The sequence below is a fragment of the Streptomyces sp. NPDC002742 genome (assembly GCF_042888885.1).
In the GTDB taxonomy this organism is placed as follows: Bacteria; Actinomycetota; Actinomycetes; order Streptomycetales; family Streptomycetaceae; genus Streptomyces.
Genome location: NZ_JBIAQF010000024.1, coordinates 86680 through 104785 on the forward strand (window position 1 = coordinate 86680; position 18106 = coordinate 104785).

Genomic DNA, 18106 nt, shown 5'->3' on the forward strand with positions numbered 1-18106 from the left:
CGAGGACAGATCCCTGCCCGCCACGGGCGCGGCACAGCCCTACTCCACGGGGGCTTCGACGTCGTCGTACACCCGCGCCGACGCGATCAGGCCATCACCGCCCCGGGCGCACACCGCGAGGCCCGGCTGCGGCGGCAGGTCGGCGTCGCCCCAGCGGTCGCAGATGTACTCGAACGCGCTGCGGGTGCCGTCCTCGGTCACGGTGCACAGCTTGAGCGGGATACCACCACCCGAGGAGAAGAGGGCGTCGTAGAGCTCGGTCAGCTCTCTGGTCCCGACGCGCCGGTACGCGTCACCGGTGGGCCCGCGGAAGGAGCCGTCCGGCGCGAACGCGGCGACGACGGCCGCGGTGTCCCCCGCGTCGAGGGCGGCCTTGTAGGCGCCGACCACGTCGGAGGCGCGCGCCCGCGGGTCCGGCGGCACCATCGGGCGGCGCACGACATGCCGGCCGAGCAGCGGCAGACGGGAGTGGTGGATGCGCACCGGCAGCGTGGAGGCGGGGTCCACGGCGGCGGCCACGGGCAGCCCGACGCGCTCGCCCTCCGGGCCCTGCAGGTACACGACCCATTCACCGACGGCCCGCCCCTCACCGAGCGTGGTGGCGACCTCCTCGATGTCCACCTTCCGTTCCGCCCGCCAGGTGTCCTGCACGGCCAGCCACGCGGCCAGGACACCGACACCGCTGATCCGGCCCGCCTCCGGGTCGTCGAGGGCCACGGGCACGTTGGCCGACGCCGGGTCGCGCAGCGCGTCGGCGAGCTCGGCGGCGCCGAGCCGGTCGACGAGGTCGGAGATCTGCGGGATCCAGACCATGTGGACTCCTGGGCCGTGCGGAGTGGTCGACTTCGATCGTGTGCCCGTACCGTCCCCGGCGCGACCCCAACGGGTGGGACGGTGTCCCGTACGGCGTTCCCGGACGGCCGCCCAGCGCTCTGTCCGAATCCCGCCGGACGGAATGCCGCGCGGGGCGCACTGTTGAGGGTGAAGACGCTGTGAGACCTCGGAAAGGACCGGACCGATGACGGTCTACACGACCATGGACAGCCCGCTCGGCCGACTGCTGCTGGTGGGTGAGGAGTCGGCCACCGCCAAGGGCGGCACCGCGCTCGCCGCGCTGTCCGTGCCGGACCAGAAGTACGGCGCGGTCGTCCAGGACGGCTGGCGCGAGGACGCGGACGCCTTCCGGGAGATCGTCTCCCAGCTGCGCTCGTACTTCGACGGCCGGCTGACCGCCTTCGACATCGAGTACGTACGGAGCGGCAGCGACTTCCAGCGGCGCGTCTGGAAGGCCCTGGAGACCATCCCGTACGGCACCACGCTCAGCTACGGAGAGGTCGCCGCGCGGATCGGCGCCTCCCGGGCCGCGGTCCGTGCCGTCGGTACGGCGATCGGGGCGAACCCGCTGCTCGTCGTCCGCCCCTGCCACCGGGTGATCGGCGCGAGCGGGGCGCTCACCGGCTACGCGGGGGGCCTGGAACGCAAGCGACAGCTCCTGGACCTGGAGAACGTGCCGTCCTGAAGCAGAACGCGGGGGTTGTCACGCGTTCCCGGAGGTGCCGGACAGGGCGGGCGCGGTACGCAAGGGCCCAGGTGCGGACCCGTGCCCGGCACGGTTCGACGGGGTCGGCCGCAGGACCCCGGCGGCGCCCGTGGGCCGGCAGCACGTCGTCGTCGTCCGTGCGGGGCGGGTCTGCGGTGACCATGGTGCTCAGCAGCCATGCGGCGCGGCCGCCGAACGTCAAATAGCCCTCGACACACCGGAGTCGGGGCGACACCATGGTGCGTCGAGGAAGGCCGGACAGTGGGGAGCGGGTCGGTGGGCATGGGGCACGAGGGGCTGCCACGCGAGTACCGGTTGAGCCGGTCCAGAATGCGAGCGTCCCTCGGGGTGATCGCGACGGCGACAGTGAGCTTGGCGGCGGGCCTGCTGACCACGGACGGCATGCCCCTCTCGTTCACGTACCCCTTCCTCATCGCGTGGGTGGCGCTGATGAGCTGGATCTTCTACACCGTCCTGCGCTCCTCCACCACGGCGGACCTCAAGGCGATCCAGGTACGTGGCGTGTTCAAGAGGCGCCGACTGGCCTGGGAAGACATCCAGGACATCAGGGCCGAGGCGAATCCGGCCGCGGCGAGGAAGGACACCGCGCCCGACGTGCTGGTGTACGCCTACGGCCTGGACGGCCGCAAGATGCTGCTGCCCTTCCTCGACGACCTGAACGTGAACGTCGAGCGCGAAGTCGGGGCACTGGTGGGGGCGTGGGAGGAACTCCGCGGCGCGGACTGGGCACCGAACCCCGAGGCCGCGGTCCGCATCGACCGGCGCAAACTCCGCCGGGACGCGCTGACGGCCGGTTTCGCCAACGCGATGCTGGCGTTCGTCCCGCTGACGGTGCTGATGCTGCTGCCGGCCTTCGTGGACATGCCCGGATGGCTGGAGTCGATGCTGCAGCCGTTCGCGGTGATGGGGGCGGGCCTGCCGCTGGTCTTCGCGCTGACCGTGATCGCCTCGTACCGCAGGCGGATACGCACCGGCTGAAGGACGCCGAAGCACCGATGTACTCCGGCATCAGGCCTCCATGGCGGAAAGCGGGCGAGGAGATCGTCTCCGTGCGCGGGCGGTCTCGTTCCACCCGGGCCGCGTGCTCGGACGGCCTTGGTGGCGGGACCCCTGGGTCTCAGGGGTCCCGCCACCGGCACAGGAGCCGACGCGCACGTCCGGGTACCCCGGACCCGCTGTTCCGGGACCCTGGACCCGCTGTTCCGGGACCCTGGACCCGCTCCTCGGGCGGTGAACCGGTTCTTGGCCCGAGGTCTCCCGCGACACGGACCGGAGGGTGCCCCTGGATCTCAGAGGTGCGCGCCGGGAGGTGAGCCGGGGCCGTATGCGCACCCCTGTACCGCCTCGGCCAGGGACCGGCGGTCGGGGTGGCTGCCCGCCGGGACCGGGGGCCGCAGACGCACCTCGGCCACCAGGCCGCGCGCCGACACCACCCGCCACAGCGACGCGAGCAGCGAGTCCTCGCCGACGAAGGCGGGCGCGGTGCTCGCCTGTCCGTCGGCGAACCGGTACTGGATGCGCACCGGCTGGACCGGCACACCGGCGTCCAGCGCGGCCTGGAAGAGGGCCCGGCGGTAGCGCCCCTGGGCCCGGCCGCACCAGGTGCTGCCCTCGGGGAACGCGGCGACGGCCGAGCCGCCCCGCAGGGTCCCGGCGATCCGCTCCACCGTGCCGGGCAGGGCGCGCAGCCGGTCGCGGTCGATGAAGAGGGTGCCGCCGCGGGCCGCCAGCACACCCACCACGGGCCAGCCGCGCACCTCGGTCTTGGCGACCATCCGCGCCGGTCGGACGGCGGCCAGCAGCGGTATGTCCAGCCACGAGATGTGGTTGGCCACGATCAGCACCCCACCGGTGGGCCTGGCGGCTCCGGTGATCCGCGTGCGGACCCCGGCCGTGTGCACCACTGCGAGGCACCAGAGGCGGATCCACCGGTCGCGCCGTTCCGACCGCAGCCGTCGGACCAGCGGGATCAGGGCGACCCCGAGAACGACCACGACCAGGAGTCCGGTCAGCCGCACGACGGCGCGCGGCGCACCCGTCCAGGGCCGTACGGACTCCACGCAGCCGCGCGGCGAGCAGGGCGCGGTGGGCAGCCAGGCGCCGGTCCCCTGGACGGGGCCGGCGGCGGGCCGCCGTGGCGCGGGGACGGCTCCGGGGAGCACCGCCGTCCCGCCGCCCCCGAGGCGGGGGCGGCGGACGAACGTGAGACGCGGTGCTCCGGTGCGGGGCGTGCTCATCAGGCGGGGACGAGCGAGAGGAAGTGACGGAGGTAGCGCGGGTTGACCCGGCTCATCGACAGCAGCACGTACATGTCGGCGACACCGAAGTCCGCGTCGAGCGCGGGCTCACCGCACACCCAGGCGCCCAGGCGCAGATAGCCGCGGAGCAGCGGGGGCAGTTCGGTGCGGGCCGGGCGGGCGACACCCTCCGCGCTCCAGGGCCGCAGCGGCCGGACGCGGAACTCCTCCGGCGCCAGGTGCTTGGCCCGGACCCGGTCCCAGGTGCCCGCGGCGAGCGTGCCGCCGTCGGCGAGCGGTATGGAGCAGCAGCCGGCGAGCCATTCGTGGCCGCCGTCGACCATGTAGCGGGCTATCCCGGCCCAGATCAGGCCGATGACCGCGCCGTCGCGGTGGTCGGGGTGGACGCAGGAGCGGCCGACCTCGACCAGCCCGGAGCGGATTCCGGCCAGCGGCCCGAGGTCGAACTCGCTGTCCGAGTAGAGCCGTCCGGCGATCGCGGCGCGCTCGGGCGGCAGCAGTCGGTAGGTGCCGACGACCTGGCCGGTCTCGGTGTCGCGCACCAGCAGGTGGTCGCAGTACGCGTCGAAGGCGTCGACGTCGAGACCGGGCTGCGGGGTGTTCAGGAGGGCGCCCATCTCCCCGGCGAAGACGTCGTGGCGGAGCCGCTGCGCGGCCCGGACGTCGGCCTCGTCGTGGGCCAAGGTGACGGTGTAGCGGGTGGGGGCGACGGGCTCGGTCGGGCTGTCGAGGGTGGAAACGCCGGTCATGGCACTCTCCTGGTCACGGGCCGGTTCGGCGGAGGGGGTACCCCCTGCTCGAACGGAGTCGATGGCTCGGGGGCGGCAGGCCGGATCCGAACGGTCTGCGCGCTCCTGTTCTTCCGACGCCGGTTGGCGTGCGCGTGACCAGTGCCAGGAGGGCGGATGTGAGGATGCTGAATGACAGGGGTGACCCGGAAAGCGAGACGCGACCGGGGCGTGAGCACCACACCCGGTCCCGCCCGTCCGCACCGTACGGCGAACGACTTCGTGCCTAACGCCTGCCCGTCTTGCGGGTGGCGCGCAGCCACTCCTTGTTCATGCTGGTGATGGAGAACAGCGGGATGCCCTTCGGACAGGCGGTCGCGCACTCCCCGGTGAGGGTGCAGCCGCCGAAGCCCTCGTCGTCCATCCGCGCCACCATGTCGAGCACCCGGGTCTCCCGCTCGGGGGCGCCCTGCGGCAGCACGTTCAGGTGGTTGACCTTGGCGGAGGTGAACAGCATCGCGGCGCCGTTCGGGCAGGCCGCCACGCAGGCGCCGCAGCCGATGCACTCGGCGTGCTCGAAGGCGAAGTCGGCGTCGGGCTTGGGGACCGGCGTGGCGTGTGCCTCGGGCGCGGCGCCTGTCGGGGCGGTGACGTAACCGCCGGCCTGGATGATCCGGTCGAAGGCGGAGCGGTCGACCACGAGGTCCTTCACGACGGGGAAGGCGGCGGCGCGCCACGGCTCGATGTCGATCGTGTCGCCGTCGTGGAAGGAGCGCATGTGGAGCTGGCAGGTGGTGGTGCGCTCGGGTCCGTGCGCGTCCCCGTTGATGACCAGACTGCACGCGCCGCAGATGCCCTCACGGCAGTCGTGGTCGAAGGCGACGGGGTCGTCTCCGGCCAGGATGAGCTCTTCGTTGAGGGTGTCGAGCATCTCCAGGAAGGACATGTCGGCCGAGATGCCGTCCACCTCGTACGTGGACATCGCTCCGTCGGCGTCGGCGTTCTTCTGCCGCCAGACGCGCAGGGTGAGCTTCATGCGTAGCTCCGCTGGGTGGGGTGGACGTACTCGAAGACCAGGTCTTCCTTGTGCAGGACGGGCGCGGTGCCGGTTTCGGTGAACTCCCAGGCGGCCGCGTACGAGAACTCCTCGTCCCGGCGGGCCGCTTCACCGTCCGGGGTCTGGGACTCCTCACGGAAGTGGCCGCCGCAGGACTCGGCGCGGTGCAGCGCGTCGAGGCACATCAGCTCGGCGAGTTCCAGGTAGTCGACGATCCGGTTGGCCTTCTCCAGGGACTGGTTGAACTCCTCTCCGCTGCCGGGCACCTTGACGCGCCGCCAGAACTCCTCACGGATCTGCGGGATGCGTTCCAGGGCCTTGCGCAGCCCGCTCTCCGTGCGGGCCATGCCGCAGAACTCCCACATGAGTTCGCCGAGTTCGCGGTGGAAGGAGTCGGGGGTGCGGTCGCCGTCGACGGCGAGGAGGAGCCGCAGCCGGTCCTCGGTCTCGGCCAACACCTCTTGCACCGCGGGGTGTTCGTCGCTCAGGTCGTCGTCGCTGGAGCGGTGCGGGTTGCGGGCGAGGTAGTCGTTGATGGTCGACGGCAGGACGAAGTAGCCGTCGGCGAGCCCCTGCATGAGGGCGGAGGCGCCGAGCCGGTTCGCGCCGTGGTCGGAGAAGTTGGCCTCACCGATGGCGAACAGGCCGGGGACGGTGGTCTGGAGGTCGTAGTCGACCCACAGTCCGCCCATCGTGTAGTGCACGGCGGGGTAGATCCGCATGGGCACGGCGTACGGGTCCTCGCCGGTGATCCGGGCGTACATGTCGAAGAGGTTGCCGTACTTCTCCTCGACGGCCTCGCGGCCCATGCGCCGGACGGCGTCCGCGAAGTCGAGGTAGACGCCCTGTCCGCCGGGGCCCACTCCCCTGCCCTCGTCGCAGACGTTCTTGGCTGCGCGGGAGGCGATGTCGCGGGGGACGAGGTTGCCGAAGGACGGGTAGATCCGCTCCAGGTAGTAGTCGCGCTCGTCCTCGGGGATCTCGTCCGGCGGGCGGGTGTCGCCGTGCGCCTTCGGCACCCAGATACGGCCGTCGTTGCGCAGCGACTCGCTCATCAGCGTGAGTTTCGACTGGTGGTCGCCGGTGCGCGGGATGCAGGTGGGGTGGATCTGGGTGAAGCAGGGGTTGGCGAAGTACGCGCCGCGCCGGTGGGCCCGCCAGATCGCGGTGGCGTTGGAGTTCATGGCGTTCGTCGACAGGTAGAAGACGTTGCCGTAGCCGCCGCTCGCCAGGACGACGGCGTCCGCGTAGTAGGTGTCGATCCTGCCGGTGACCAGGTCGCGGGCGACGATGCCGCGCGCCCGTCCGTCGACCACGATCAGGTCCAGCATCTCGGTGCGCGGGTGCATCTCGATGTTGCCCGCGGCGATCTGCCGGGACAGTGCCTGGTAGGCGCCGAGCAGGAGTTGCTGGCCGGTCTGGCCGCGGGCGTAGAAGGTGCGGGAGACCTGGACGCCGCCGAAGGAACGGGTGTCGAGCAGGCCGCCGTACTCGCGGGCGAAGGGCACGCCCTGGGCGACGCACTGGTCGATGATCTCGACCGAGATCTGAGCCAGGCGGCGGACGTTGGACTCGCGCGCCCTGAAGTCGCCGCCTTTGACGGTGTCGTAGAAGAGCCGGTGGACGGAGTCGCCGTCGTTGCGGTAGTTCTTCGCCGCGTTGATGCCGCCCTGCGCGGCGATCGAGTGGGCACGGCGCGGGGAGTCCTGGAAGCAGAACTGGACTACGTGGTAACCCTGTTCGGCGAGTGTGGCCCCCGCGGAGCCGCCCGCGAGACCGGTGCCGACGACGATCACGGTGTGCTTGCGGCGGTTGGCCGGGTTGACCAGCTTGGCCTCGAAACGGCGCGTGTCCCAGCGCTCCTCGACCGGGCCGGCGGGTGCCTTGGTGTCGGCGACCGGCTCCCCGGTCGTGAAGTGGGCGTATTCAGCGGTCATTTCAGCTCACCACTCCGGTCATGACGCCCACGGGTACGGCGATGAAGCCCGCCGTGAGCAGCAGCGCGAGGACGTTCGCGACGGTCTTCAGGGCGCGGTCGCGGGTGCGGCTGCCGGCCCCGAGGGTCTGTGCGGCACTCCAGAAGCCGTGCCGGATGTGCAGGCCGAGCGCGAGCATCGCGACGATGTAGACGACGTCGCCGTACCAGGTGGAGAAGGTGTCCACGACGTTCTGGTACGGGTGCCCCTCCTGGAAGCCGCCGGGGTGCACGGTGCCGGTGGTCAGGTCGAGGAGGTGCCAGACGATGAACAGGCCGAGGATGATCCCGCCCCAGCGCATCGTGCGGGTCGCGTAGCTCGCGCCGCGCTTCCTGTGCACGTACTTGCTGGGGCGCGCCCTGATGTCACGGCGGCTGAGCTGGTACGCGGACGTGGCGTGCGCGACCACGGCGACGACCAGCACCACGCGGATCAGCCACAGCGTCCACTCGTAGTGCATGAACGGTTCACCGACGGTGCGCAGCCAGTGGGCGTAGTGGTCGAACTCGCCCGCGCCGAAGTAGATCTTAAGATTCCCGATCATGTGGGCGACCAGGTAGAGCAGCATGACCAGGCCGCTGACGGCCATCACGGTCTTCTTTCCGACGGAGCTGTCCCACACGGTGCGCGCCAAGGACGGCCGTCGGTCCGTCCGCGTTGCCAGAGCCATGGACGGAACGCTAGGACGCGAGGAACCGATCAGTCCAAGACATGGTCCGGCTCGTTTCCATAGGCAAGAGCTATCGTCGGGGGATGCAGTTCCAACAGCTCCAGTACTTCGTGGCCGTCGCGGAGACCCGGCATTTCACCCGGGCCGCCGACCTGGTTCATGTCGCGCAGCCCTCGCTGTCCCAGCAGATCAAGGCGCTGGAGCGGGAGTTGGGGGCGGACCTGTTCCAGCGGGCGCGCGGGAACATCACGCTCACCGACGCGGGCGAGGCCCTGCTGCCGCTGGCCCGGCGCATCCTCGCCGACGCGGACACGGCCCGGCAGGAGGTGCAGGAACTGGCCCAGCTGCGCAGCGGCCGGGTGCGGCTCGGCGCGACCCCGAGCCTGTGCACGGGCCTGCTGCCGGACGTGCTGCGCGCGTTCCACGACCGCTATCCGGGCATCCGGCTGCTGATCGAGGAGGGCGGCTCGCACGATCTCGTACGGGAGCTCGCACGCGGCGCCCTCGACCTCGCCCTGGTCGTCCTGCCCCTGCCCACCCCGTCCCCGGCGCTGACCACGGTGGAGCTGCTGCGCGAGGACCTGGTCGTGGTGTCGTCGCCGGATGCCCCCGCGCCCGGCGGTGGTGGCAGCCGCCGTACGGTGCGCGTCGCCGATCTGGAGGGCGAGCGTCTGGTGATGTTCCGGCACGGCTACGACCTGCGGGAACTGACCGTCGCCGCCTGCCGCGCCGAGGGCTTCGAACCCGACTTCGCGGTCGAGGGCGGCGAGATGGACGCGGTCCTGGGCTTCGTCCGGGCGGGTCTCGGTGTGGCCGTCGTACCGCGCATGGTGGCCGCCCGGTCCGGGTCGGGTCTGCGGGTGACCCCGCTGACCAGGCCCGGTCTTGAGCGGACGATCGCGCTGGCGCACCGCAGCGATGTGGCACCGCCCCGGGCGGCCCGGGAGCTCCAGCGGATGCTGCTGGAACGCTGATGCCGGCCGCACCCGGGCGCGCGGGGCGGCACGGCGGCCCGGCCCGGTTCGTCAGCTCCGGGTTCACCAAGTCGTGGCCCGGCAGAGTCGTCTCACGACGTCCGGCTCTGCCCAGCGGATCCGTCTCACGACATCCGGCTCACCACATCGGTCTCACCGCGTCCGGCTCACCCCATCAGGTTCACCACGTCCGGGTCACCCCATCAGGTTCACCACGTCGGGATGAAGCCGCCGTCGATGACGAAGTCGCTGCCGGTGATGTTGCCCGCTCGGTCCCCTGCGAGGAAGAGAACCAGGTCGGCCACCTCCGACGGCTTGGAGAAACGGCCCGTGACCATCGCGCCGGAGGCCTGGGCGACCACGTCGTCGGGAGTGAGCCCGGCGGCGGCCGAGACCGTCGCCGCCACTCCCCCGCCGCCGAGCCACAGGTCGGTCTCCACCGGTCCGGGGCTCACGGTGTTGACCCGGATGCCCTTCGGGCCTACCTCCTTCGACAGCGCCTTGGAGAACGCGACCAGGGCCGCCTTGCCCGCGCTGTAGTCGATCACCAGGGGGTCGGGCAGGGTCGCGTTGACCGAGCCGATCGTCACGACCGAACCCTGCCCGGCGGCCAGCATCGACGGCAGGGCCGCACGGGTGACCCGTACGGCCGTGAGCAGGTTCAGATCGACGGTGCGCCGCCATTCCTCGTCGGTCACCGAAAGGAAGCCGCCGGTGCGGGCGGGGGCCGTACCCACGTTGTTGACCAGGACGTCGATCCGCCCGCCCGCCGCCTCGACGAGCCGCCCGGCCGCGTCGGGTTCGGCGAGGTCGACCGGCACCCAGGTGACGTTCCCTTTCCCGACCAGGGAGTCGAGGCCCGCGGACGTGCCGCGGGAGCCGGCGATCACCGTCGCGCCCGCGCCGGCCAGCGCCTCCGTGACCGCGAGCCCGATGCCCTTGCTGGCCCCGGTGACGACGGCGGTCCTGCCCTGAAGTTCCGTGCTCATCCGTCTCGGCTCCTTTTCTGAGAAGTGCGTTCCGTCAGTGAGGCATACGGCCAGTGAGACATACGCGGGACCGGGCGCGCGAGGCGTCCCGGGAACCGTCCGAGCTCGGTCACGACGAGCGGGCCGCGCCGGGACCGGTGGACCGGGCGGACCGCGGTGCGACTCGTACGCCGGTCGGGCGGCGGTGGCCTGTACGCCGGCCGGGGCACCCCTCCGGTCGGTGCGGGCAGGCCACCCGGCCCGGGTGGCGGAACGTCCGGCCCGGGTGACAGGACACCCGGCCGGGGCGGCGACGCGTCCGGCCGGGCGCGGGAAGTCCGGCCCGGCCGGCGGAACGACGGGCCGCCGACGCGGCCCGGCCACCGTCGCGGGAGGCCGGGCCGCGCGCGGGTTCAGCCGACCGCGTCGACCAGCGCCAGCTCGTGCAGCCGCTCCGGCGGTCCCGGACGGGCGTAGTACCAGCCCTGGGCGGTGTCGCAGCCCAGTATCCGCAGTTGCTCGGCCTGTGCGCCGGTCTCCACGCCCTCGACCGTGACCGCGAGGTCGAGACTGTGGGCCAGGGAGACGATGCCCTCGACGATCTTCAGGTCGACCGGATCCGCCGGGAACTGCTGCATGCCCCTGGTGAAGGACCGGTCCAGCTTGAGGATGCTGACCGGCAGACGACGCAGGTTGGCGAGATTCGAGTAACCGGTGCCGAAGTCGTCGAGGGCGATGTCGACACCCATCTCGGCGAGCCTGCGCAGCGGTTTGAGCAGGTCGTCGTCCGCGCCGATCAGCGCGGACTCGGTGACCTCCAGGCACAGCGCCTGGGCGTCGAGACCCTCACGTTCCAGGATGTCGACCGTGTCCTGGACGAGACCTGGATGGGTCAGCTGGCACGGCGAGAGATTGACGTTGACGCGGAGCGGGCCCGCGCCGGAGTGCCGTTCCTGCCAGGTGCGGGCCTGCCGCACCGACTGCTCCAGGACCCAGCGGCCGAGCGGCACGATCAGCCCGGTGTGCTCGGCTAGCGGGATGAAACGGTCGGGGCCGAGCACGCCGTGCTGCGGGTGCAGCCAGCGCACCAGTGCCTCGGCACCCTGCACACTGCCGTCCCCGAGGTGCACCAGCGGCTGGTACTCGATGAAGAACTCGCCCCGGTCCAGGGCGGCGGGCAGTGCGGTGGTGAGTCCGTTACGGGTGATCGCGCGGGCGTCGGCCTCGGGGTCGGCCAGCTCGAAGCGGTTGCCGCCCGCGGACTTGGCCCGGTACATCGTGATGTCGGCGCTGCGCAGCACCTCGGCGGCGCCGCGCTCCCCGGCCGGGCCCTCCACGATGCCGACGCTGCCGCGCACGGTCAGGTCGCGGCCGTCGATGCTGATCGGGGTGACGAGCGCGTTCATGATGCGCCCGGCCAGCTCGTCGACCTCGCGCTCGGTGTCCGGGCCGGTGGTGAGGGCCACGAACTCGTCGCCGCCGAGCCGGGCGACCATCTCGCCGGGAGCGGTCGCGCAGGACTGGAGGCGGTCGGCGACCTCGACGAGCAGCCGGTCACCGGCCGCGTGCCCGAGGCTGTCGTTGATGGTCTTGAAGCCGTCGAGGTCGAGGTAGCACAGCCCGAAGCGCTGTCCCTCGCCCGCGGCCAGCGCCTTCTCCAGACGCTCGAAGAACAGGGTCCGGTTGGGCAGTCCGGTGAGCGCGTCGTGCGTCGCCTCGTAGCGCAGCCGCAGGTTGAGCAGCCGCCGCTCGGTGGTGTCCTCCATCAGCGCCAGCTGGTACTGCGGTTCGCCGTCCGCGTCGCGCAGCAGCGAGACCGTCAGATTGGTCCACAGTGCGGTGCCGTCGGGACGGTAGAAGGCCTTCTCGACGTGGTAGTGCTCGCGCTGGCCGCTCACCAACTCCTCGTACAGCCGCCATACTTGAGGAGCGTCCTCGGCGTGCGTCCACTCGGGGACCTTGCGGCCGCGCATGGTCTGTTCGGAGCCGCCGAACATACGCAGCAGGGCTCCGTTGACCTGGAGGATGTTGCCCTCCAGGTCGGCGATGCCGATGCCTATGGCCGCGCCTTCGAAGACCGCGCGGAAGCGGGCCTCACTGTCGTGCAGCGCCTCGGCGACGGCGCTGCGCGCGGTCAGGGCGGCATGCGAGATGGCCTGTTGTTCGGCGAGCGTCCGCTCGCGCAGCGCCTCGGCGTACCCGGCGGCCATGGCGTGCTGGAGCCGTGCGGAGCGGGTCCGCAGCGCCTCCCCCGGGCCGTCCTCGCCGCAGTAGAGCACCAGGTAGGCGTCGACGCAGTCGAGGGCCCGGCTGAGGGCCTCGGGGTCGGTGCAGTGCGCGGCGACGAGCGCGGCGCCGACAATCCGCCCCTCGACCGCCTCGAAGTTCCTGGCCCGCAGCGCCTCGCTCAACCGCCGTGCGAGGGGCAGCAGTTGTTCCTCGAACTCGGGCCGGGTCAGCGAGGTGGAGGTGACCGGGAAGACCGCTCGGCTCCAGATCGTCGCGAACCGGCGCAGTCTGTCCTCCGGCCCGTCCGGCTCGGCGCTCACGCCGTGCGTCCCACGCCGCCGAACCCGGAGAAGGAATAAGGATCCTCGTCCTCGGATGCCGTGTCGGGCCGCCAGTTCGGCATCGGCACCAGTCCGGGTTCCACCATGTCGTACCCCTCGAAGAACCGCGCGATCTCCTCGCGCGTGCGCATGATCAGCGGGTTGCGGATGTTCTTGTAGACGTCGACCGTGCCCTCGGCCTGCTCCCGGGAGAGCGGAATTCCCTCGAACGAGGCATGCGTGACGACGAGCATGCTTCCCGGCGCGAGAGAGTCGCGCAGTTCGGCCACCGCCCGGTACGGGTCGTCCGCGTCTTCCACGAAGTGAAGTATGGCAACGAGAAGCAGGGCGACCGGCCGGTTCAGGTCGATCAGTCGCTGAACCTGGGCGCTCGCCAGAATTTCCTGGGGCTTGAGCAGATCGGCGGCGACGACGTCCGCGTCCTCGTTGTCCCGCAGCACGGCCTGACTGTGTGCGACGGCAACCGGATCGTGGTCGACGTACACGACCCGTGCGCCGGGTCGGGTGCCTTGCGCGATCTCGTGGACGTTGCCGAACGTCGGGATGCCGGAACCGATGTCGAGGAACTGGTCGATGCCCTCTCCGGCCGCGAACCGGACCGCCCGGCGCATGAACGCCCGGTTCGCCTGCATGACCTTGGGAAGGCCCGGCATGAACTCCATCGCCCTGCGTGCCGCTTCCCGGTCGACCTCGAAGTTGTGCGAACCGCCCAGGTAATAGTCGTAGATTCGGGACACGCTCGGCACTGAGATGTCAATGCTGCGAGGGGCCCAGGCGGGACGCTCCATCTATCTCTCCAAGGCGTAGGCGACGGCATGGACGATCCGGTGTTCGAGCAGAGGCTACTGATCGCCCGCCAAAGGGGCGAGTCAAAACGGAAATTGACCGTCCGTTCCCGGTCACTGCCGCGGGCAAGTGCCCGATTGGCATCTGCGAACGTATACCGCGCACGCCACTCACCGCCCCTGCGAAATCACTCCGAAGCATTCCAAAAAGCTCAGCGGAGTCACGAAGCGTGGCCAAGTCGCCGGTCTGTACGCGGCGTTCTTTCACATCCGGGCCGCCGTCGGGATCTTTCACGTTCCGACGACGGCCGGAACGCCTCGCCCGCGCCCGGACGCACAAGGGTCCGCCCCCTCCGTGCGGAGGGGGCGGACCCTTGGCGACGCGTTCCATGCCGTCCGGCGGGAGGATCGGCCGTGGGGTGCCGATCCTCCGCATCGACCGTGGGGAGTCGATGCCCTACTTGGACGCGCCGACCGGCTTTCCGTCGGGCGAGACGGCGTACCACGTGCCGCCCACGCCCTGACCGTTGGTCTCACCGGGAGCGCTGTCACCGGAGAAGGTGTAGATCGGCCAGCAGTTGACCGTCATCTGCTTCACACCGTCCGGGCGGGTGAAGCCCATCAGGCCCTTCTTCTGAACGCCCTTGGTGTCGCTCGCGGGGACCGGAGCGACGGCGGGCCACTTCTGCAGGCAGGCGCCCGTGCAGGCCGACTTCGAGACGGGCCAGGCCTGGTCCTTCATGAACCGGTAGACGGTCATGCCGTTCTTGTCGACGACGATGTCGCCGAGCTTCGGGTCCTTGCGGACCGACAGACCGGGGAGGGCGGCCAGCGTCGCCTTCTTGCCGTTGGGCGCCGAGGCGAACCAAGTACCGCCCACACCCTGACCGTTGGCGTCACCGGCCTTGGTGTCCTTGGCGAACCGGTACATGGGCCAGCCGCCTATGGTCAGCTGCTTCGTGCCGTCGGTCCGGGTGACCTCGCCGAGCAGCGCCTTGTCGACACCGGTGGCGGCCTCGGCACCGTCGGCGGGCACGGGCGGCCAGGCGGTGGCGCAGGCACCGTCACAACTCGACTTCGGCGGTTCGGCGGTGTCCTTGTCGAAGCGGTAAAGAGTGAATCCGGCGCCGTCGGTCAGCACCTTGCCGAGCTTGGCGCTTTCCGTCACGGCGAGCTGGCCCGCGACTTCCGGCTTGGCGGCAGCGCTCTGATCCTTGGAATCGGCGCCGTAGCCGTTGCCCGCGCCGGCGGTGGTGCTCGTCCCGTAGCCTCCCGCCACCGCGGTGGCACCCACGTTCTGAGCGCCCGTCGAAGGGGTGCCCGATTCCTGACCACACGCCGTCGTGAGCGCCAGCACGGCCGCAGCTGACGCTACGAGTGAGGCGCTCCGCCAGGAGGTCTTCATTGGTAACTCCCGCTGTTCGCATAAGTGTTGCAGCGCCCTGCAGCGCCGCGCATGGCCCTAGGTACGCACGGGAGGGGCAGTAGTGTTCAAACGGGCCTCAAATTTCTTTCGGAAGACTGTGACGCGCGCGACGCCGCTCGCCCGCATATTCGATCCAGGCCCGCGTTTCCGGCCTTCGCACGTCAAGCCGCCGGGGGCCGGAGGTACCCCCTTCGGGGGCAATCCCGGACACTCCGGCGTGACCGGTTCCCGCGCGCCTCATGATCTCCGTCGTGCACGCACCCCAGCGGACCCGATCCGCCCTCCTCATACGCGTATTGGCACTGACGGCGCTCACCTGGCTCCTCGTCGGCGCGCCGAGCGGAACGGCCGCGGCCGACGCCTGCGCGTACGCCTCCACGGGCCCGGGCGGCGACGGCCTCACCGCGGTGGCCGTGGCGGGCGGCGGGGCGGTCGCCGTCGCCGGGAGCACCAACCAGTGCCCGGCCCCGACCCCGCCCTGCCCGCCGACACCCACACCGACCCCGCCGCCCCCCAAGCCCCCTCCGCCGCCGAAGCCGAAGCCGACACCACCCCCTCCGCCCACCCACGCTCCGAAGCCCGTACCGCCGCCACCGACTCCGCCTCCGCCCCCACCCCCACCGCCGCCTCCGCCTCCGCCTCCGCCCGCGCCGAAGCCGAGACCCCTGCCGCCGCGGCCGGCCCCCGTCGTGGCACCGAGACCCACGCCGAAGCCCCGGCCGACCCCGAGCGCGCGCCCCACTCCGCCGCCGGTTCCGGTCAGCTATCCGGCGTACCGCACGCCGCCCCACAAGCACCAGCCCCGCGGCGGTCCGTCGCTGGTCTCGTTCACCCTGCTCATCACCGCGCCCGCGGTGCTCGCCGTCGCGGCACTGCGCCCGCGCTGACCCCTGGAGGCACACTTTGTCGGATTGGCTTGTTCTCGCCCTCGCGATGGCGGCCGCGTGCCTCGTGGTCCTCATCGTGACCCTCGTACGCCATCGCAGGGCACGCGAGGACGAGGACCCCACCGAGACCCCGGACGTCATCGAGTACATGACGATGATGATCGGCGTGGTGTACGCCATCGTCCTCGGTCTGGCCATCGCCGGTGTCTGGGAGGCCCGCGGCGGCGCCCAGGACCATGTGCAGGCGGAGGCGCAGGCCCTGCACGAGATCTCGGAGCGGGTCAGGGTCTACCCGCCCGACGTCCGCGACCGTATCCGCGGTGACGTCGACACGTACGTCCACTACGTGGTCACCACCGAGTGGAAGAGCATGGCCGAGCACGGCCGGGTGACCGCCGAGGGCGGCCGGCTCCTCGACCGGATCCGGCACGACGTCACCGATTACCAGCCGAAGTCGGACTTCGAGGCGCAGGCGTACCAGCCGCTCCTCGACCAGGTGACGGCGGCCGACACGGCACGCAGCGCCCGCGCCGACTCCACGGGGGCGACCATGCCGGGGGTGGTGTGGTTCGGGCTGATCACCGGTGCCGTGGTCACGGTCGGGATGATCTTCGCGCTGCAGATCCGGCGCACCGCCCGGGAACTGATCCTGGCCGGGCTGTTCTCGGCCCTGATCGCCTTCCTGCTCTTCCTGATCTGGGACTTCGACGCGCCCTACAGCCGGGGGATCACGGAGTCGGCGGAGCCCTTCACGGCGCTGTTCCCACAGCTTCCCGGGTAACGGCTCCGCCGGGCGGCCCCAGCGGACCGGGGGCGACGGCTCGGGGGACGGACGCCACGCCGTGTCCGTCCCCCGTCCGCACGCACGCCGTCCCTCGAACGGCCCACAGCATTGCCCCGTTCGCGCTACTGGGATCGCGCCCTTGTTCGCTCCTTCCTAGCGTTCCGGTCATCGAGGTGCATTTCTGGCGCAAGCGGAAAAGGTCCGCAGCAAGGCTCCTCGGGGACCTGGAGGCTCACCATGCGCGCGATACGCGTCGCTTCGGCCGCACTGCTGGGCGTGACCGCCCTGACCTTCGCCGCGCCCGCCGCCCTCGCCGGTGACGGGGACCACGGCCTCACCCCGATCACCCCGTTCGCCTTCAGCGTGCAGCCGTCGACCATCGCCGCGGGCGGTCAGGTGTCGCTGCTCCTGAAGCGGGACGGCGGGTGCAGGGGAACCGCCACGGTCACCTCAGGGGTCTTCGACACCGTCACGATCCCGCCAGGGCAGTCCTCGGCCACCGCCATGGTCGACTGGGACGCCAGACCCGGGGCCGTGTACGACGTGACGTTCTCCTGCGGCGGAGCGAGCGGGAGCACCGGTCTCACCATCGCCGGCGGCCGGCCGGTCACTCCGACCCCGGTCCCCCTGCACCGAGGTGTCCGGGCCGGTGTCGGCGGCAGCGTCGGCGGCTTCGATCCGAAGGAGATCGCGTTGGGGGCCGCGCTCATCGCCGGCTCCGTCGGCGCCGCCTGGTACCTGTCGCGCCGACGTGACACGTCCGAAGAATCCTGACCCGGACGTCACGGGATCCGGCCGGAGCGCATCTGACAGCCCTTCGCCCCGGTCCCTGTCAGGCGGGTCCGGAGCGAAGGGCTGTCAGATGCGCTCCGCGCGGCGGACGGCCGGCCTCCGAAGGGGGCGGGACCGGCCGCCTCGCCGGGCGGAACGGTCAGATGTGCCTCTCCGACCTGCGCCGCATCCAGAACACCCCGCCGCCGACGGCCGCCGCGGCCACCAGCCCGCCGCCGATCGCCATGTCGGTGGACGTGGCACCGGTCGAGGTGCTGCCGCCGAGACCGCCGCGCACACCGCCGATGACGGTGAAGGCGGCCGGGCGGGTCAGCGGGCCCGTCCCTTCGCAGTTGACGGTGATGTCGTACGAGCCGGGGCGGGCGTCCTGGTTGATGGTTGCCGTACCGCTGGACGACTCGTTGTGGCTGCCCTGGAGCGGCGAGAGCCTCGCCTGACGGAACGCGGGCGAGGTCATGGTGCCTCCTCTGGGGCACCCGTCGACCGTCACGGTCAGCTGGCCGCCGCGGGCGATGACGCTGGGCATCGCGACGATGTTGCTCGGGGTGTTCCACGCCGCGGCCATCGGGGCGGCGAGCCCCACGGCGGCGACCGCGGCGGCAGACACCGCCAGGGCACGAGTAGTACGCATGTGATCCTCCGCGGGGGCGCCCCGGGAACCGTCCCCGGT

At 71.5% G+C, this 18106-nt stretch carries 17 protein-coding genes; 6 read left to right on the forward strand and 11 right to left on the reverse strand.

What is annotated here, in order from left to right:
* Window positions 1-39: 39 nt before the first annotated feature.
* Entirely contained in the window at window positions 40-813 is a 774-nt protein-coding gene (locus ACFYW8_RS33665; RefSeq protein ID WP_389086574.1) for a nuclear transport factor 2 family protein, read from the reverse strand.
* Window positions 814-1018: 205 nt separating this feature from the next.
* Here ACFYW8_RS33665 and ACFYW8_RS33670 point away from each other — a divergent pair, with 205 nt between their 5' ends.
* Together ACFYW8_RS33670 and ACFYW8_RS33675 are read left to right on the forward strand one after the other, a co-directional pair.
* Entirely contained in the window at window positions 1019-1519 is a 501-nt protein-coding gene (locus ACFYW8_RS33670; protein ID WP_365869891.1) for a methylated-DNA--[protein]-cysteine S-methyltransferase, read from the forward strand.
* 351 nt (window positions 1520-1870) lie between these two features.
* Complete coding sequence (locus ACFYW8_RS33675) at window positions 1871-2539, forward strand: PH domain-containing protein (RefSeq protein WP_389086580.1); 669 nt, start codon at window positions 1871-1873, stop codon at window positions 2537-2539.
* Window positions 2540-2850: 311 nt separating this feature from the next.
* On the opposite strand, the gene ACFYW8_RS33680 is transcribed toward ACFYW8_RS33675, so the two are convergent.
* The 5 genes from ACFYW8_RS33680 to ACFYW8_RS33700 form a co-directional block, all read right to left on the reverse strand.
* Window positions 2851-3798, reverse strand: a complete 948-nt coding sequence (locus tag ACFYW8_RS33680; protein ID WP_389086585.1) for a lysophospholipid acyltransferase family protein — start codon at window positions 3796-3798, stop codon at window positions 2851-2853.
* Window positions 3798-4568 carry a GNAT family N-acetyltransferase gene (locus ACFYW8_RS33685; RefSeq protein ID WP_389086590.1) on the reverse strand — a complete coding sequence of 257 codons (771 nt, stop codon included), beginning with the start codon at window positions 4566-4568 and terminating at the stop codon, window positions 3798-3800. Before ACFYW8_RS33685 ends, ACFYW8_RS33680 begins: the two co-directional genes overlap by 1 nt.
* Window positions 4569-4833: 265 nt before the next feature.
* Window positions 4834-5583, reverse strand: coding sequence for a succinate dehydrogenase/fumarate reductase iron-sulfur subunit (locus ACFYW8_RS33690; RefSeq protein WP_365869888.1), 750 nt, complete (start codon window positions 5581-5583; stop codon window positions 4834-4836).
* Window positions 5580-7541 (reverse strand): fumarate reductase/succinate dehydrogenase flavoprotein subunit, encoded by a 1962-nt coding sequence (locus tag ACFYW8_RS33695; protein WP_389086598.1) that lies wholly within the window; start codon window positions 7539-7541, stop codon window positions 5580-5582. The genes ACFYW8_RS33690 and ACFYW8_RS33695 overlap by 4 nt, the downstream gene beginning before the upstream one ends.
* 1 nt (window position 7542) lies before the next feature.
* On the reverse strand, window positions 7543-8214 hold the full coding sequence (locus ACFYW8_RS33700) for a succinate dehydrogenase (RefSeq protein ID WP_389086794.1): 672 nt from the start codon (window positions 8212-8214) through the stop codon (window positions 7543-7545).
* 119 nt (window positions 8215-8333) lie between these two features.
* Between ACFYW8_RS33700 and ACFYW8_RS33705 the strand changes: the two genes are divergently transcribed.
* Entirely contained in the window at window positions 8334-9224 is an 891-nt protein-coding gene (locus tag ACFYW8_RS33705) for a LysR family transcriptional regulator (RefSeq protein WP_389086603.1), read from the forward strand.
* Window positions 9225-9433: 209 nt separating this feature from the next.
* Here ACFYW8_RS33705 and ACFYW8_RS33710 read toward each other — a convergent pair whose 3' ends face one another.
* The 4 genes from ACFYW8_RS33710 to ACFYW8_RS33725 all read right to left on the reverse strand — a co-directional run bounded on the left by ACFYW8_RS33710 (window position 9434) and on the right by ACFYW8_RS33725 (window position 14952).
* On the reverse strand, window positions 9434-10213 hold the full coding sequence (locus ACFYW8_RS33710) for an oxidoreductase (RefSeq protein WP_365869885.1): 780 nt from the start codon (window positions 10211-10213) through the stop codon (window positions 9434-9436).
* Between the two features lie 392 nt (window positions 10214-10605).
* The gene (locus tag ACFYW8_RS33715; protein WP_365869884.1) at window positions 10606-12741 is read right to left on the reverse strand and encodes an EAL domain-containing protein; all 2136 of its coding nucleotides are present in this window, start codon (window positions 12739-12741) and stop codon (window positions 10606-10608) included.
* Window positions 12738-13550 (reverse strand): SAM-dependent methyltransferase, encoded by an 813-nt coding sequence (locus ACFYW8_RS33720; RefSeq protein ID WP_365869883.1) that lies wholly within the window; start codon window positions 13548-13550, stop codon window positions 12738-12740. The genes ACFYW8_RS33715 and ACFYW8_RS33720 overlap by 4 nt, the downstream gene beginning before the upstream one ends.
* Before the next feature lie 454 nt (window positions 13551-14004).
* Window positions 14005-14952 carry an SCO0930 family lipoprotein gene (locus tag ACFYW8_RS33725; protein WP_389086615.1) on the reverse strand — a complete coding sequence of 316 codons (948 nt, stop codon included), beginning with the start codon at window positions 14950-14952 and terminating at the stop codon, window positions 14005-14007.
* A 710-nt stretch (window positions 14953-15662) separates the two neighbouring features.
* Here ACFYW8_RS33725 and ACFYW8_RS33730 point away from each other — a divergent pair.
* The 3 genes from ACFYW8_RS33730 (at window position 15663) to ACFYW8_RS33740 (ending at window position 17418) form a co-directional block, all read left to right on the forward strand.
* Window positions 15663-15860 carry a hypothetical protein gene (locus ACFYW8_RS33730; protein ID WP_365869881.1) on the forward strand — a complete coding sequence of 66 codons (198 nt, stop codon included), beginning with the start codon at window positions 15663-15665 and terminating at the stop codon, window positions 15858-15860.
* 16 nt (window positions 15861-15876) lie between these two features.
* Window positions 15877-16641, forward strand: a complete 765-nt coding sequence (locus ACFYW8_RS33735) for a hypothetical protein (protein WP_389086621.1) — start codon at window positions 15877-15879, stop codon at window positions 16639-16641.
* 240 nt (window positions 16642-16881) lie between these two features.
* Window positions 16882-17418 (forward strand): hypothetical protein, encoded by a 537-nt coding sequence (locus ACFYW8_RS33740; RefSeq protein ID WP_365869879.1) that lies wholly within the window; start codon window positions 16882-16884, stop codon window positions 17416-17418.
* Between the two features lie 157 nt (window positions 17419-17575).
* On the opposite strand, the gene ACFYW8_RS33745 is transcribed toward ACFYW8_RS33740, so the two are convergent.
* Entirely contained in the window at window positions 17576-18067 is a 492-nt protein-coding gene (locus tag ACFYW8_RS33745) for a hypothetical protein (protein WP_365869878.1), read from the reverse strand.
* Window positions 18068-18106 lie beyond the last annotated feature (39 nt).